This window comes from Winogradskyella sp. 266wxhm, assembly GCF_058964685.1.
On record NZ_CM179559.1, the window covers coordinates 3,231,816 to 3,249,290 of the forward strand.

The window sequence follows — 17,475 nt, forward strand, 5'->3', positions numbered from 1 at the left end:
AGAAGAAAAATGAAAAATATACTATTAGTAAGTACCATATTATTTACACTTATGTTTATGAGTTGTAACGATAGTCAAAAATCTGAACTTGGGCATAACGAAACTGAAGGCGTATCAAAAACTGAAGCTCGTGGCGAAGATGCACACGACGAAGGTGGTCACAGCGAGGAAGAAGGAGAAGAAGGTGGTCACAGCGAGGAAGAAGGAGTTGTAGAACTTACAAAGCAACAAGCCGAAACCATTGATTTGGAAATGAAACCTCTTGAGGAACGAAATTTAGGGAACAACATTAAGGTAACAGGAACGCTGGAACTTTACCCACAGGACAAGGCGAACATCAGTCCGTTTGTTGGTGGAAATGTGAGTTCCATAAAAGTTGTACCTGGAGATAACGTAATCAAAGGACAGGTACTTGCGTATATTGAGCATCCAGATATCATTGCAATGCAACAGGATTATCAGGAAAAAAATGATGAACTGGTCTTTTTGAAACAGGATTTTGAGCGCAAGCAGACCCTTTATGACAAAGGTGTTTCTTCAGGCAAGGAATTTCAGATGGCGCAGTCAAAATTTCGTTCTACAACATCCAGCGTCAATGGTCTGCGTTCCCAATTGAGATTGTTGAGCATAAACCCGGACAAGGTGGCTGAAGGCCAAATATATTCCGCAGTTCCCATTACTACGCCCATAAGTGGCTATGTGGATGAAGTAATGATTAGCCTTGGGGATTACGTGGCGCAGCAATCCAAGATGTTCTCAATTAGCGATAACTCGAAGATTTATGTAAACTTTAAAGTATATGAGAAGGACATAAAGCAAATCAAGAAAGGGCAACAGATATATTTTTCAACAGCTTCCCGTCCGGACGAACTGCTTAAAGCAACCGTTCGGTCTGTGGGCAAAACCTTCAATACCGACCCAAAGGCATTGGAAGTTCTTGCTGACATTGAGAACAAGGATAAAAACCTGTTGCCAGGTATGTATGTAGAAGGACGCATAATACAAGGAGAGAAAAAGGGTTTTGCCGTACCAGAAGCTGCCATTATAAAACAAGGCGAACAATCCTTTATTTTTATTTTGGATGAAGATGAAGAAATGGAAGCTAACAAAATAAAATTTAAAATGATACCCGTAACGGTTGGTATTACCGATTTGGGCTTTGTGGAAGTTAATCTACCGGCCGAAGTTTCAACGGATGCTAAAGTGGTCATCAAAGGAGCTTATAATCTATCTTCAGAAATGGTAAAAGGAGAACTGGAACATGGACATTAATTATTAATAGCAGTTTTGAAACCAAGTTTGGCAAAGCTTTTAATTTTAGTTAAAATTCAAAAACCAAACTTGGTTCAAAATATAATTACAACAAGCATAATTAAAATTTAAAAAATGAAAGAAATTAAAGCATTTATAAAACCTAACAGAATCCAAAAAGTCATTGAAGCACTATCTTCAAATGGATTTAAAAGTATGACCCTTTCTCAAGCGGAGGGTACAGGGGCGTTTAAGGCAAAAGGGGCAAGACCATCGCTAGATTTCCATGTTACAGATAGTCCAGTGGTTAAGTTAGAATTAGTCTGCCAAAATAAGGAAGCCAAAGATGCCATTGAAATAATTTTAAACAATGCCAAGACAGAGGAACCTGGAGACGGCATTATATACATAGCAAATGTAAATGATGCATTTCAAATTAAGTCAGGCAAATCCTTGAATAGACAAAATCAATAATACTATGTCAAGTTTAGAAAAAATATTAATTAAAAATAATGTAAAACCCACGGCAATGCGCTTGTTAGTATTACAGTTTCTTTCCAGTAAAGAAATAGCGGTAAGCTTAACCAATATTGAAGAATATTTTGATAATTCGGAGAGAACCACTTTGTACCGAACACTAAAAACCTTTGTCGAAAATGGTATTGCGCATCAAATTGATGATGGGACGGGAATAACAAAATATGCCCTGTGTGAAGAAAACTGTGATTGTGATATTAATAATGATTTACATCTACACTTCCATTGCACAAATTGTAATGAAACAACTTGTCTTACAGACCATAAAATACCACAAATCAAAGTTCCTGAAGGTTTTGTAGCAGAAAATGTAAACTTGGTAGTAAAAGGTGTTTGCGATAAATGTAGCGGTTAATAATGCACTTCAATTGCATCCCATTTTTACGAAACTTTGAATTTAAGACAAATTAAAAATGAAAAAAAAGAAAATTAATTTAAGAGATTTAAAGCCTGATTCTGATAAAGGGCATAATCACGATGATGGGCACAACCACGGAGACCAACCCAATAATTTTAAAGTATATATACCTGCCATTATAAGTTTTACAATGCTTATTTTGGGAATTATATTAGATTATTTTGACATTACTTTTTTTAAAAGTTGGATACGAGTTATTTGGTATGTGGCGACTTATGCACCTGTTGGTTTACCAGTTATCAAAGAGGGTTGGGAAAGCATAAAGAAGGGAGATGTTTTTACAGAGTTCTTTTTAATGTCTATAGCAACTATTGGGGCATTTATAATTGGTGAATATCCCGAAGGCGTTGCGGTTATGTTATTTTATGCAGTAGGCGAACTCTTTCAAAATGCAGCAGTTAATAGAGCTAAAGGAAATATTAAAGCCTTATTGGATGTAAGACCAAAGGAAGCCAATGTTTTTCGAGATGGTGATTATAAAAGTGTGTCACCTGAAAGTGTCGAAATAGGCGAAAAAATCCAAATACGTGTGGGTGAAAAAATCCCATTGGATGGCATTCTACTATCTGAAAAAGCGTCTTTAAATACCGCAGCTTTAACAGGCGAAAGTAAACCCGACACAATAAATAAAAAGTCAAAAGTATATGCAGGAAGCATCAATTTGGAAAGTGTGATTGAAGTTGAAGTTACCAGCAAGTTTGAAGACAGTTCCATTGCAAGAATATTGGATTTGGTACAAAATGCCACAGCAAGAAAGTCCAAAACCGAACTGTTTATTAGGAAATTTGCCAGGATATACACACCAATTGTAGTTTTTCTTGCTATTGGTTTAACTTTTCTACCGTATTTTTTTGTAGATGATTATGTGTTTAGGGATTGGCTGTACAGAGCATTGATTTTCTTGGTAATATCCTGTCCTTGTGCGTTGGTAATTTCTATTCCGTTAGGTTACTTTGGTGGATTGGGTGCAGCTTCAAAAAATGGCATTCTTTTCAAAGGAGCTTCCTTTTTGGATGCTATGACCACGATAAATACATTAGTAATGGATAAAACAGGAACGGTAACCAAAGGAGTTTTCAAAATCAAAAACATCAAGACCTTTGATTGGGATGAAAAAGAATTTATGAACTATCTAATGGCAATGGAAGAGCAATCTACACATCCTATTGCTAAAGCTATTATGGAATACCAGAAAGGAACCAACAATTTTGAAGCAAATAAGGTTTCTGAAGTTGCAGGAAAAGGGTTAAAAGGTATGGTAAAAGGTAAAGAAGTTTTGGTTGGAAATAAGGCTTTAATGGTATCCAATAATATAGAAGTGCCTAATGAAACCGAATCTATCGTGGAATCTATTGTCTTGGTAGCTATTGATAATGTTTTTGCAGGTTATGTGGTAATTGCGGACGAATTAAAGGAGGATGCTAAAGAAACCATATCAAGTTTACATAGGGTAGGGATTAAAAAAATAATGATGCTTTCAGGAGATAAAGATTCCATAACTCAACAAGTGGCAAAGGATTTAAATATAGAAAATGCCAAGGGAGGTTTATTGCCAGAGGATAAATTAAATGAAGTTGAAGCATTAAAGAAAAATTCAGAAAATAAAGTAGCCTTCATTGGTGATGGAATTAATGATGCACCCGTGTTGGCAGCAAGTGATGTAGGTATAGCAATGGGCGGATTAGGTAGCGATGTAGCCATAGAAACAGCCGATGTTATCATTCAAACCGATCAACCTTCAAAAGTAGTGAGAGCCATTAAAATAGGCAGTTCCACACGAAAAATCGTATGGCAGAATATCATTTTGGCTTTTGGTGTTAAAGTAATTGTACTGATTTTGGGAGCAGGTGGTTTAGCAACAATGTGGGAAGCAGTATTTGCAGACGTAGGAGTGGCATTGTTGGCAATATTAAATGCAGTAAGGTTACAGAAAATAAAATGGGAATAATTTATGTATAAGAAAAGAGGATATAGAAAAGGAAAAAAGCATAAAAACAAAACAAGAAATACTATTACTCAAAAAGATAAAGTAGTTGGTATTATTTCATTATTTTTTTTAATTATTTGTGCATTCTTACTATACTTTTTTGTGTTAAAAGGTAATATTCATAAGCACTAATACAATGCTGTTATCTAATTTTCAATGCGACCATTTATTCAATAGCTTATTTGCGTTTAGAAATGATCAGCTAGCATTAATATGTAAATATTGAAATTAAATGTCACAAAAAAGGAGAAACAGGCGCAAAGGCAAAAAAAAACAACCTCTAAAAAATAATGTTAGCAATAAAGACAAAATAATTTGGTTCGGTATCGTTGGTGTTGTAATACTATTATTTTGTTTTCTATTGTTCCTACAATTCATCAAGTACTTCATATCAATTGAAGATGGGTAAACATTTTTAACTATTTTTTGTCTTGTACAAAATATAAAAGTTGTTAGAGTATGTGGGCAGGTAATAAGGTGTTCGTCAGTTGTTCCATTTTGTTCCATAAAGCATAATCACAAATGCGTTGCATTGGTGCTTACCATACATAGTACTACTGCGGTGGCACATCCTCGTTAGCACTATGTATTTGCTTTACTTCACACACTTCACATCTTCCTCACCCGCAGCTACTCTTGCACCCCAAGCCCCAATAAGGTGTGTGCTTGTGGCACACAACATATAAATTGGGGTACAACCGCTGCTTCATATTTTGGCTCGCCTGCTGCTCGCTGCGGGCAAAACCCACAGGTGGTATGAGAGCGTCGTAATGAGAAATGTAAAACACAAAAAAATAAATCATATTGAAGTTTGAGCATAACAAGACAGTATGTGATGACTTCAAAATGAAGCGTAGTGTTTTATTTTGAAGTGGTTTCATTTCGGAATAGATGGGCTTATGCCACCTGTGGGTTCACGGGTGTCACAGTTTTTGATGGCAGCCATTTTGCATATACAATAACCGCTTCAAGAAATTTGAAGTATCCGAATACTTTTAAAACCGCTTTAATAACTGATTAAATAGTCTTTTAAATCCAAAAGCGGATTATTCTATATTGCAAACGCACAGCAAGAGTAACGCTTTCAATCAGCTATTTCAGCCACCACACAACCCATTTTTAAATTGGCAATTGCTCATTAGGTAAAAACAAAATCCTCAATTTCCTTAATCCACTTAAATACTTATAAATTATATCACGTTAAGTACTCACAATTGCTAAAATTTAAAAACGGTAGCCATCCTTCCATAGCTTCATTCAATTGTTACACTTGCTTCCCAACGCTACACCCAAGCTGTATCCAACGGCATCAAAAACTTGCGCCACCCTTGCGTTTTCAACGTAGGCGTGGTAGCCCTATCGGGCTATTTTCCCACACCACCCTTGCTCAACTCGCTGGCGGCTCGCTATTATGGCTATCGCCATACGCTACGCGATTACCTGCCTAAAATGAGTAACTTTGAAATATGATTGATGATTTAAAAAAATTATTTCTGCGTTTTAATTATACCGATGAAAAAGGATTCATCCTTAATGTTCCATCTTTAAATAATGGAGAACACTTAACATTGGGTTTTGATAATAAAAGAAAAGAGTTCAATATTCATTTTACCAATGAAAACATAAATGAACCAGGTGCAAAACGTCGGGAATTTATATTTGCAATGTCTGCTTTTCGTTTTTTCTTATTTTTAAAATGTTTTGAAGTATTCTACAATCAAAGCATTGTCAACCTTATCTTATCATCCAAAACTAATCTTGGAAAGCTCAAAAAGCATAAACTAATCATTAATATTTTTACTGATTCGGTTGATATTGAAGAAAAAATTATTTATCAAAAACGTAAAGGAAAAGGCAGACAGTGGAGATTTAGAGAAAATTTCGATTGGAATTTACTAGCAGATAATTTCAAATACCTTGAAAAATCAGATTTAAATTCAGATAAAGTTTTAATAGCATATAAGTATAATAAAGGTCATTTATCACTTCAAGGCTTCATATATAAGTTTGAGCATCTAAAAGGTGTTTATTTTATTCCGATTAGAAAATTCAATCGTTTTGCAAAGAATATGGCTATTGCAATGTATAATTACCTTAATGCATATCCAACTGAAGAAACCTTACCTTTTAGACAACTAATGTTTGAGCGCCTTAAACATCCTTATATGAACAAACAAGAAGAAAAAAGTTTGCAAAGTTAGCTGGCTTCCTTCATCCCACGCTCATCATACTATAAAGTTCAAGCCCTACGGGTTTTGAAAAAAATATTGCACCTGTGGTCAGGCACAAATTTCAAAACCCTTTCCATCAGCAATATTTTTTCCAAAAAACTTGACAGTATGTCAACGCCATCAAAGAAACGGCATTCTTTTTTCTCTTTTTCTTTGTAAAAAAAATATTCATTTTTTTATTTCTGATGCAAAAGGAAGCAATCTAAAGCAACAAAATCCATATCTAACGAATAGCATAAAAGTTGCCATATATTTCAACGGAAGGTACAACTTCGTGTCAAGTCCGTACCAAGTCCGAAGAAAAGTAAGTTTCATTTAAATTATTTATGTTATGGGTAAAATTGCTCAAGGAATTTTAGGAGGGCTTTCTGGTAAGGTTGGAAACGTTATCGGTGGAAGCTGGAAAGGTATTGACTACATCAGAATTAAACCTTCAAGTGTAGCCAATCCAAGAACTGTAGGTCAGGTAAACCAAAGAAATAAGTTTACAGTGACTTTAGAATTTATTCAAGCTGTTAAACCGTTTATCCAAAAAGGGTATAAGTTTTTAGCAGTGAAGAAAACAGCGTTTAATGCTGCGATGTCTTATGTGTTAAATAATGCCATTACAGGTGTAGAACCTAACTTTAATGTGGATTATGCAAATGCATTAGTAAGTAGAGGTGGTTTATCAGCTGCTCTGAACCCTTCTACAGATCTTGCAACAGCTGGAGAAGTAACTTTTAACTGGGATGATAACTCTGCTGAAGGTAACGCCAATGCTACCGATAAAGCAATGTTATTGGTTTATAATCCATCAAAGAAAGAATCTATTGCTTTAACTGATGGAGCAGACAGAACAGTAGGAACTCAAATTGTTGCTATACCAACAACCTATGCAGGAGATACTGTAGAGCTATTTATGGCATTTATTACTGCTGATGGTAGCCAAGTATCAAACAGTACTTATTTAGGCTCTGGGACAGCCAATTAATAGCTTGGTGCTTTTATTTGAAAACCGCTCAATTCGAGCGGTTTTTTTATGCTATATTCGTAAACGAATTTATTAATGATTACTCTTTAGTTACTCTTTTTATGTGTTTTTTGTATCCTATTTGTTGCCCGAACATTATAACACCACTAAATATGGGAGTAGTTAAATATTGTATCGGAAAATAGATTTTAGGATATGACTGTATTAGTTTTTAATTTTAAAAAATTAATAAAAGAGTTATGCCATTTGTTTCTTCATCAATTTATATAAAAGCAATTGAATTAGCATTAAAGGAAGGATTGCCGTCAAAATTACTTGGACGTCATTATCCTTTAAATAAAGGTAATACATATGTGCCAATGGCTTCGCTTTTAGAAGTATATGAAATTGCTGAAGAACACTTATCACCAAATTTTGGGTTACGACAAGGAAAACAACTAAACTCTAATGATTATGGTACATTGGGTTTGTCTTGGAAAACCTGCTTAGAAGCTTCAGATGTATTACGAAATGTTAAACGTTATATGGTTTTAGTAACTAATGATGGAACTATTGATATACATGAGAATGCATCAACAATAACACTAACTTTAGACCGTGATATTTATAGAAAAGGCATTAAAACAACTATTGAAGCTCCTTTTGTAATGCTTCTTGAAGTTATTAAGGAAGTAACAGGAAGACAAGTAAAACCTATTAAGGTTTGTTTTAAACATAGCATTTCTGTCTTAGAAGATTTTACAGACTATTTTAGATGTCCTGTATATTCAAATGCTGAAGAAAATTCCATAACGTTTGATGCAGAAACACTTAAAATGACAACACTTAAAGCAGACCGATTTATCCATGATTTCTTAACTCAGCGAATGGATGAAGAAAAGAAAGAGTTGTCTCAAAAAGAAGATGAACTTACAGAAGAGATTAATAAAATTCTTAAGGAATCTATGGCTAGTGGTATTCCAAGTTTAACTCAAATAGGCGATTACTTAGGAATTAGTGGTCGAACACTAAGAAGAAGGCTTTCTGATCGGGATTTAACTTTTAGAGATTTAGTTCAAAAGAATCGAAAGGAAACAGCAATAAGTCTGTTGTCTAATTCCTCACAGTCCATTGGGGAAATAGCGTTTTTAACTGGTTTTTCTGAACAAAGTGCTTTCAATAGAGCGTTTAAAAAATGGACTGGTCAAACTCCCAATGACTACAGAAAATCCTTGTAGTAATCTACTGTCCTTATATGTCAAATCTATGGCGCAATAGGTCAAAATATCAAGAATATTACTTCTGATATTTGCCATAGATTAAAAACACTCACTGTAACAATAAGCTGTTTGATTCGTGTTTTTTATCTAAACATAAAACATCAATCATGAAAAACACAGTATTATTAATTTCACTATTATTCCCAGTTTTAATATTTGCACAAACAAGCAGTCAACAGAAAAAAGTCTTGATGGTAGTTAGTAGCTACGGAAAAGATAAGGGAGCTGAAAGACCAGGCTATGAATTTGACGAATTTTCACAAGCCTATTTAGTATTTAAAAACAATAATTTATTAGTAGATGTGGCTAGTCCTAAAGGCGGAAAAGTTGAGCCTGATCAATACAATAAAGAAAAACTTTACAACCAAAATCTTTTAGAAAATCAAGAAGCATTAGACCTATTGGATAACACAAGACCTACGGCTAGTATTAATGCAAATGAATACGATGCTATTTACATTGTAGGAGGAAAAGGTGCCATGTTTGATTTACCTTTTGACCCATCACTTCAAGATATTATATTAAATCTCTATAAAAGAGAAAACACAGTAATAGCTTCAGTTTGTCATGGACCAGCTGTATTTGCTAATGTTAAAAATAATGATGAGTACATTATTAACGGTATAGAGTTAACAGGTTTTAGTAATGTAGAAGAAGAACTTTTTGGTAAAAAGTGGGTTAAAGAGTTTCCATTTAGTTTAGAGACTAAATTAAAATCTAGAGGTGCTCAATTTCTTCAGACAGACTTTATGCTATCTAAAGTGGTTGTTTCTAAAAATTTTGTTACCGGACAAAATCCTTTTTCAACCGCAAAATCTGCAGAAGCAGTAGTACAATCTTTGGGCTTAAAACCTGTAGAGAGAGAATTGTATACCGATGAAAACAGTGTTCTTCTAATACAGGAAATTCTAGATGAAACTATCACTATTCAAAAAGCCGAAGACTTATTGGCTAAGGATACAAGTATTTACGACATGCCGCTAATGGCAGTATACGGATACTATAAAATTTTAGCGTCTAAGGATAATATGGATAGTTTGATAAAAGGTACAAAACTTATTGAGTTAACTTCACCTTACTTTTTTAATGAAAACCTTCAACTTTTACTGGCGAAGACTTACCTCTCTTTAGATGAAAAAGGAAAGGCAAGAGGTATTGCAAAGGATTTAATATCAAAAAAATTGCTTGTAGAACAATCTGAAGCTCTACTGAAAGAATTGAATTCTGGTATAGAAGATTAATGTCCTCAATTGTCAATTGTTTGGGATTTACAGTCAACAATTAGTACTCCCTGTTATAGAAATTTGTCTTATTAAAAAACCAAAAGTTATGGAAAGCAATCGTTCGTTTGCCAGTTTAAAGTTAATACGTATTATTGGTTTGTTTTACTTGTTTGTAATTATATGTGCAGGCTTTAGTCAAGGTTATGTTAGGGGCACTTTAGTTGTGCCGGGAGACGCCGTTGCAACTGCAGATAATATTTTGCAAAACAAAGCTCTATTTCAACTTGGCTTAACTACAGATCTTATTGCATTTCTTTTTGATTTAGTTATCTCTATATTATTATATAAAATTTTTAAACCTTTTCATAAAGGTCTGGCATTACTTAGTGCTGGTTTTAGACTGATAGCTCATCCAGCAATAGCAAGCATCAATCTGCTAAATCACTATATGGCAATGAAGGTATTAGATACTAATGCCTTTGCAGGTTCTTTTAGTATCGAGCAGGTTCAGGAAATGAGTAGTCTGTTAATGGAAGCTCATCATTATGGATACCTCATAGCAGGAGGTTTTTTTGGTGTCCACTGTATATTATTTGGTGTGCTTATTTATAAATCTAACGTTTTTCCAAAATTGTTTGGAGGTCTATTGTTAGGTTCAGGTGCAGGATATCTTATAGAAACATTCGGAAACTTTAATTTTCCCGGATACGAAAACCAAACAGCTCTAATTGTTGGTATAGCCGCAGCCATTGGCGAAATTGGAATTACAATTTATATGCTAACAAAAGGCGCAACTAGTTCTTATAAACGTTTAAAAGAGTTAACGCGATGAAGAAACTTATTTTAACAGTAGCGATCTTTTTGGTTTTAGGATTCTTGCAAGGTAGGTTATATGGACAGGTAGCCAATAAGATTGATTTAACTGAAGATGGTCAACTTTTGGGTTTGGGCACTCAGCATATTCTCAAATCAATCATTTTAGAAGAAGAACGACCAATTATTGTTTCATTACCAATTGGGTATAACAATTCTAAAGCTAATTACCCTGTGCTTTATGTATTAGATGGACTACAGAATATAAAACATACGGTTGGAACTGTAGAACTTTTAACGGAATCAGGACTAATTCCACCTTTAATTGTAGTAGGTATCGAAAGTTTAGATAGAACAAGGGATTTAACACCATCTAATGCTGGACAGAATGTTCATGGTGGTACAGGCAATTCTGGAATACCACAAAGTGGAGGAGCATCAAAATTTCTTGATTTTCTTAGAAATGAGCTGATTCCTTTTGTTGAGACCAATTATAGAACACATCCTTATCGAATATTGGAAGGACATTCACTAGGAGGTCTATTTGGTGTTTATGCACTTATGGAAAGCAAAGATCTTTTTGATGCGTTTATAGTTGAAGCACCAGCACTTTGGTGGAATAAGGAAGAAATGACGGAAAAAGCAAAAACCTTTTTTAAATCTCATGATACCCTAAATAAAACAGTCTACTTTGGAATTGGTGGAGGAGATGGTTGGGGAATGCGACAGGAGCTAAAGCGGTATGTTGATGTTGTAAAGCAACACAATCCAAAACAATTTAAATGTCTACATGAAGAGGTTGGAGATGAAGGTCACATGGCATCTCGACTGTTATTGAACTACAATGGTTTAAGGTTTTTATTCTCAGACATAAAAATAAATGAAGACTTGACTAATGATTTTAGTATCTCATCATTTTTAGAATCAGAGCAACGGTTAAAAAACAAATATGGAGAATTGGCACGACGACCAGCTGAAGAGTATTTCAATCTTGTTTCAATCTTGGTTGAAAAAGGCAACGAATTAGGTGCCATTTCGGTACTCAAAAGTGCTTCAGAAGCATATCCTATGTACATTGGGTTATTAACCTATTTGGCAAAGTTATATGAAAAGACAGATCAAAAGGATAAAGCAATTGATACCTATCTACTTGGAGTTGAAGTTTCAAAACAATATAAGCTTGGACAAGAAGATGATTTACTCAAAGCAGTAGACAATTTAAGAAAAACAAATAACTAAATATTAAGTAATGCCACATTTTATAATTGACTGTTCTGAGGGAATCTTAAAACAAAAGTCGCCAGAATATATTATGCAAGTAGTGTACGATACAGCAAAATTAACTAAGCTTTTTGCGCCTGAAGAAATTAAGGTGCGAATCAACCCTTTTCAGCATTACAATACAGGTAATAAGGATGAAGATTTTATCCACATTTTTGCCAATATCATGGAAGGAAGAAATACCAATCAAAAAGCGAATTTATCAAGACAAATTATAAAAGAACTAAAAACAATTTTTCCAGATGTTCTTGTAATTTCTATGAACATAAGGGATTTTGAGAAGGCTACATACTGCAATAAAGCTATGGTATAATTAACTGTCATCAATCAAAAACGAACGTTATGAATCATTTAAAAATTACAAACCTTAACCTTACATACAAGAATGGTTACAACGCTATTAATGGTATTTCATTAAACATTAAAAATGGGATGTTTGGTTTATTAGGACCAAATGGTGCTGGGAAATCATCATTAATGAAAACCATTGTAGGGTTACAAAAGCCATCTTCTGGAACTATAGAATTTAATGATATAGATATCGTTGCGCAAACGGATTATATTAAAAAGAATCTAGGGTTTTTGCCACAAGATTTTGGAGTGTATCCAAAAGTAAATGCTTATGATTTATTAAATCATATCGCCATTTTAAAAGGTATTAACAATAAAACAGAACGTCAAAACCAGATTCAATACTTATTGGAAAAGGTGAATCTATGGCATTTTAAAGATAAAGAGGTGCACACGTTTTCGGGTGGAATGAAACAGCGTTTTGGTGTGGCACAAGCTCTATTAGGTAATCCTAAAATTATCATCGTAGACGAACCAACGGCTGGATTAGACCCTGAAGAGCGTAACCGTTTCAACACACTGCTAAGCGATATCAGTAAAGAAGTTGTTGTGATTTTATCTACTCATTTGGTTGAAGATGTGAAAAACTTGTGTTCTGAAATGACTATAATGAATAGAGGTCGAATTCTTAAAACAGGAAAACCTAAAGAATTAATCAAAGAATTAGAAGGTAAAGTTTGGTCAAAATTTATTGAAAATGATGAATTAGAATGTTACCAAGCAAACCTGAAGGTTATTAGTCAACAACTTATAGAGCGTCAACTTCAAATTACAGTTTTTGCAGGTACTCAGCCTGAAGGGTTTTCAAAAGTTAATCCAATACTGGAGCATGTTTACTTTAACGTGCTTTCTCAAAACAGCTCATTATGAACGCCGTATTTCAGTTTCAACTAAAACATGGTAGTAACCGTTGGGTTTTAGGATTCACAGGTCTAATACTTTTGTTCATAGGATGGTTTTCAGGATACAAATTCAACTTAACTGCTGGCGAAGGAATTTATCTTAATTCACCTTATACCATAGGCTTTATGGTTGCGTTACTGAGCCTTTCAGTCATATTTTTAGCGACATTATTCGCACTAGAAATTCTGTACAAGGAATGGGATGCAAAATTTGATATCATATTGTTCTCTTACCCAATTTCCCTCAAGACGTATTTAATAGGAAAGTTTTCATTTTTTGCTACTAAAACACTATTGTGCTTTTTCCTATTGATGGTTGGTTTTGTAATTGGTCAAAATTTACGTACAGGCAGTGAAATACAACCAGGTTTCAACCTGTGGTCCTATGCGTATCCTTTCTTGATTTTTGGGGCATTGAATTGTTTTTTTGTATGTAGCTTCCTGTTTATGGTTGCCTATACTACGCGAAAAAAATTATTGGTCGTTATCGGTGGGTTATTGCTTTACGTACTATATATGGTGCTTTTAGTGTTTTCTAATTCCCCATTCATGGCTGGTAGCATGCCACAATCTATTGGGGTGCAACAATTATCATCAATTATAGACCCTTTTGGTGTATCTGCTTACTTTTTTGAAGCCAGACATTTTAGTGTATCAGATAAGAATCAGTTCGTTACGCCATTATTAGGATTTTTAGCTTTAAATAGAGCAGTTTATGTGTTGTTATCACTAGTCTTTTTGTGGATTTCTTATCGTTATTATGCGTTTACAAAAACAATAGGCAAAAAGGAATTTAAGCGGAAAAAAATAAAAACACCTGATAAAACTAACATACTACAGAACGTTAAAACACCATTCAATTTTAATAATGCATCAGAAGTCAAAGCCATTCTTTCCTTTGCAAAAGTAGATTTAATATACCTCTTTAAAAGTGTAACGATTGTAGCAGTCTCAATTTTGCTGGTGTTTTTTGTAGGAATGGAAATGTATGCAGAAATTGACAAAGGCATTCGTTTGCCTGAATACTATGCAAGTTCAGGACGTTTAGCCACGTCCATTTCTCAAAGTTTTCATTTGTTGGGAGCTTTAATACTAGTCTATTTTGTTAATGATTTGTACTGGAGAAGCTATGCTGCTAATTTTTACTTAATCGAACAGAGCACATTTTTTTCAAAGGTAAAATTAAAAGGACACCTGATTTCGGTAAGTGTATTAATCCTATTCCTTACAGTATTACTCGTATTATTGGCTTTGATATTTCAAGTAAGTTACGGCTATTTTCATATAGATTGGTTGGCTTATTTAGGTGTTGTTGTTTTCAACGCGATTCCTCTTATGTTATTGACTGCTTTTTTAATAATCATCAACAGCCTTCTAAAACATAAATATGCTGCGCTTGGAATCTCTATTTTGGCTGTAATCGTTCTTACTACACCATTAATAAAAATGGTGTTACCTTATCCTTTACTGCATATCTTTTCTGGATTTAAGGGAGTTTATAGTGATTTAAATGGTTATGGAGTTTACCTTTCAGCGTTTACCTACCGTTTATTTTTTGGAATAGGTTTATTGGGTCTTTTGTGGATGTTGCATTTCTATTTTAAAACAAGAACATGGACAAAATTAAAATTGGGTCTTGTGATTGTCTTTATTGGATTGGGAATTTTTAGTGGTTCTAAATTTATGAAAGGATATATTCCCAACGATGAAGAAACCATAACTACGGAAGCTGCTAGTTATGAAAAAAACTATCGCCATTATCAGAATATAGAGCAGCCAACCATTACTGATGTTGACACTAAAATAGATTTGTATCCCTATGAAAACGCCTATCAAATTGAAGGAACCTATATTCTGGAAAATTTAGCTGATGAACCCATAGAGAAAATATTGCTCAACTTTCATTCAGATTTAAGGATAGATGAAGCGACATTAAGTGTTCGCGGTGAAAAAATTTCAATTGATCAGTTAGTGTCAGAGATTAAGCTGAATAAGCCTTTAATGCCAGGTGAAACAGCGACTCTAGAGTTTAACTTATCGTATAAATGGTATGCTGTTAATGGACATGAATCTTTTAATGCCATCGTTGATAATGGTTCATTTATGAGGATTAGCAATTACTATCCAACTCTAGGTTATCAGTCTGATAAAGAGTTAGAAGACGCACAAAAACGCAAGGAATATGGTTTAGGAGATCCAACAGCATTAAAACCATTAGAGATGCCAGAAGTATTTAAACATGACTTTATTAATCTAAACTTGGTTGTGTCTACGGAAGTTGGACAAATGCCAATTGGTATAGGAAATCTAAAAAAGTCTTGGACAGAAAACGATAGGGCATACAGTCATTATAAAACTAATACCCTTCCATTCCGGTTTGCTGTAGCATCTTCAAAATATCAAAAGAAATCTATAACTCATAGAGGCATCAATATTGAAGTTTTATATGATGAAAAGCATCCAGAGAATGTAGATCGATTATTAAACAATGTGATGTTGAGTTTAGATTATTGTGTCGATAATTTTGGTGCTTACCCATTCGAAAAAATGAGCTTTGTTGAAGTTTCAGCTTTTACAAGTGGATTTGCGGCTACAGCGTATCCAGCCACCATTTTTATGACCGAAAACATGATCTTCCATACTAATATAGATAGTGACCCAAGCAAAGATGTTATAAATGAACTGGCAGGTCATGAACTGTCTCATATTTGGTGGGGAAATAGTTTAATTAATCCTGATGAAAGAGAAGGTGCGTCCATGCTTACGGAATCTTTGGCCATGTATACCGAAATGATGATTTATAAAAAGATGTATGGAACGGAACGTATGATGGAACGCGTTAAAATACACGAGCAGATTTATGATAATGAAAAAGGCCTTTATGGAAATTCACCGTTGTATAAAGTACCATATGGTGCAACACATATAGCTTACTCAAAAGGAGCTATTGCAATGGTAAAACTATCCGAATTAATAGGTGAAGACAAAGTAAATCAAGCACTAAGAGGTTTTTTAACCAATAACAAATACCCAAAAAAACCAACCTCTTTAGACTTACTTGAAGAATTTTACAATGTCGCACCAGATGAGGATACTAAGTCTGAAATCGTCAAACTGTTTAAGGCAATATGACAAAAACTTGATAATTAAAAATGAAAAAATTAGTAACTCTAGCAATAATTGGTTTACTGTGGAATCATAACATAATAGCTCAAAATATTGGTGATAATCATAAAGATTTAAAAGAGGTTGACTTAATATTACAAGCAGATAAAATTAAAATTGGCGGTACTCTGACTTTGCCCGCAACTTTTAATACATCATCTTTAGTCATTTTGAGTTCAGGTAGTGGGCCGCAAGATAGGGGCGAAACATTAGACGGATTCAAAATATTTAAAGTTATAGCAGACCATTTAGCTACAAAAGGAATAGCCTCTTTTCGTTATGATGACAGAGGTGTTGGAAGTAGTACTGGAGACTTTGTGAATAGCACAATCGAAGACCATTCGAAGGACTTGGAGCATATTATAAATTATTTTAAATTCTCTGAAGCACACCCATTCAATGAGTTTATACTATTTGGACATAGCCAAGGCGGTATACTTTCCGCTAAGGTTGCAGCCCAAAATGAATCCGTAAAAAAGCTGGTTTTAATGGCTGCACCAGCAGTACCTTTGATTGAAATTGTTACCTACCAAATTAGACAAGAATATAGTCAGACTAATATTTCCAAATCATTAATCGAAGCAGATGTATCGGCACACAATCGATTAATGAGAGCTATTGCAGATGATAAGACGATTGAAGAGGCGTATAAACTATTTCGTCAAACAACCGAAACTATTTTATATGAAATGAACTCAAAAAGCAAAACAGATTCGACAAAAATTAAGCAAAAAGCTATTACTAAAGCAGACGAATTTAAAATCATATATAAACTACCTTCGTTAACTTCATTTCTTTATTACGATCCTTTCGAAGATTTAGAAAATTTATCTATTCCTGTATTAAGTCTTTTTGGGGGATTAGATTTTCAAGTTCCTATTGAACTAAATAAGGACAGAATGGAAAATGCGCTTCTTAAATCGCGAACAAAATATGATTTTGTAACCTTTGATAAGGCTAATCATTATTTTCAAGAGGCTAAAACAGGTGAGCGAGAGGAATATGCTGCACTTGAAAAGAATTTTGTCCCTAATTTTTTAAATCAAATTTCAGAATGGATTCTTAAATCTAAATAGTTTCCAAT

The 17,475-nt window shown here is 34.1% G+C and carries 14 protein-coding genes; all 14 read left to right on the plus strand.

The window, feature by feature from the left end; all coding sequences use genetic code 11:
• Nucleotides 1-9 precede the first annotated feature (9 nt).
• The 14 genes from AC2H4K_RS14575 (at nucleotide 10) to AC2H4K_RS14640 (ending at nucleotide 17,467) form a co-directional block, all read left to right on the plus strand.
• A complete protein-coding gene (locus tag AC2H4K_RS14575; protein ID WP_493742556.1) occupies nucleotides 10-1,272 on the plus strand; it encodes an efflux RND transporter periplasmic adaptor subunit in 1,263 nt (420 codons plus the stop codon).
• Nucleotides 1,273-1,386: 114 nt separating this feature from the next.
• A complete protein-coding gene (locus AC2H4K_RS14580; protein WP_493742557.1) occupies nucleotides 1,387-1,725 on the plus strand; it encodes a P-II family nitrogen regulator in 339 nt (112 codons plus the stop codon).
• A gap of 4 nt (nucleotides 1,726-1,729) precedes the next feature.
• On the plus strand, nucleotides 1,730-2,143 hold the full coding sequence (locus tag AC2H4K_RS14585; protein WP_493742558.1) for a Fur family transcriptional regulator: 414 nt from the start codon (nucleotides 1,730-1,732) through the stop codon (nucleotides 2,141-2,143).
• A 58-nt stretch (nucleotides 2,144-2,201) separates the two neighbouring features.
• On the plus strand, nucleotides 2,202-4,154 hold the full coding sequence (locus AC2H4K_RS14590) for a heavy metal translocating P-type ATPase (RefSeq protein ID WP_493742559.1): 1,953 nt from the start codon (nucleotides 2,202-2,204) through the stop codon (nucleotides 4,152-4,154).
• A 1,505-nt stretch (nucleotides 4,155-5,659) separates the two neighbouring features.
• On the plus strand, nucleotides 5,660-6,394 hold the full coding sequence (locus AC2H4K_RS14595) for a hypothetical protein (RefSeq protein ID WP_493742560.1): 735 nt from the start codon (nucleotides 5,660-5,662) through the stop codon (nucleotides 6,392-6,394).
• A gap of 361 nt (nucleotides 6,395-6,755) precedes the next feature.
• Nucleotides 6,756-7,397: a DUF6266 family protein gene (locus AC2H4K_RS14600; RefSeq protein ID WP_493742561.1), complete on the plus strand. Its 642-nt coding sequence runs from the start codon at nucleotides 6,756-6,758 to the stop codon at nucleotides 7,395-7,397.
• A gap of 239 nt (nucleotides 7,398-7,636) precedes the next feature.
• The gene (locus AC2H4K_RS14605) at nucleotides 7,637-8,614 is read left to right on the plus strand and encodes an AraC family transcriptional regulator (RefSeq protein ID WP_281139796.1); all 978 of its coding nucleotides are present in this window, start codon (nucleotides 7,637-7,639) and stop codon (nucleotides 8,612-8,614) included.
• Between the two features lie 149 nt (nucleotides 8,615-8,763).
• Nucleotides 8,764-9,897 carry a type 1 glutamine amidotransferase domain-containing protein gene (locus AC2H4K_RS14610; RefSeq protein WP_281139795.1) on the plus strand — a complete coding sequence of 378 codons (1,134 nt, stop codon included), beginning with the start codon at nucleotides 8,764-8,766 and terminating at the stop codon, nucleotides 9,895-9,897.
• Nucleotides 9,898-9,985: 88 nt separating this feature from the next.
• Nucleotides 9,986-10,711: a DUF4386 domain-containing protein gene (locus AC2H4K_RS14615; protein ID WP_281139794.1), complete on the plus strand. Its 726-nt coding sequence runs from the start codon at nucleotides 9,986-9,988 to the stop codon at nucleotides 10,709-10,711.
• Nucleotides 10,708-11,931: an alpha/beta hydrolase-fold protein gene (locus AC2H4K_RS14620; RefSeq protein ID WP_281139793.1), complete on the plus strand. Its 1,224-nt coding sequence runs from the start codon at nucleotides 10,708-10,710 to the stop codon at nucleotides 11,929-11,931. Before AC2H4K_RS14615 ends, AC2H4K_RS14620 begins: the two co-directional genes overlap by 4 nt.
• Nucleotides 11,932-11,941: 10 nt before the next feature.
• Entirely contained in the window at nucleotides 11,942-12,286 is a 345-nt protein-coding gene (locus tag AC2H4K_RS14625) for a 5-carboxymethyl-2-hydroxymuconate Delta-isomerase (RefSeq protein ID WP_281139792.1), read from the plus strand.
• Between the two features lie 29 nt (nucleotides 12,287-12,315).
• The gene (locus tag AC2H4K_RS14630) at nucleotides 12,316-13,194 is read left to right on the plus strand and encodes an ABC transporter ATP-binding protein (protein WP_281139791.1); all 879 of its coding nucleotides are present in this window, start codon (nucleotides 12,316-12,318) and stop codon (nucleotides 13,192-13,194) included.
• Entirely contained in the window at nucleotides 13,191-16,358 is a 3,168-nt protein-coding gene (locus tag AC2H4K_RS14635; protein ID WP_281139790.1) for a M1 family aminopeptidase, read from the plus strand. The genes AC2H4K_RS14630 and AC2H4K_RS14635 overlap by 4 nt, the downstream gene beginning before the upstream one ends.
• Before the next feature lie 20 nt (nucleotides 16,359-16,378).
• Nucleotides 16,379-17,467, plus strand: coding sequence for an alpha/beta hydrolase family protein (locus AC2H4K_RS14640; RefSeq protein WP_281139789.1), 1,089 nt, complete (start codon nucleotides 16,379-16,381; stop codon nucleotides 17,465-17,467).
• The last annotated feature ends 8 nt before the right edge of the window (nucleotides 17,468-17,475 follow it).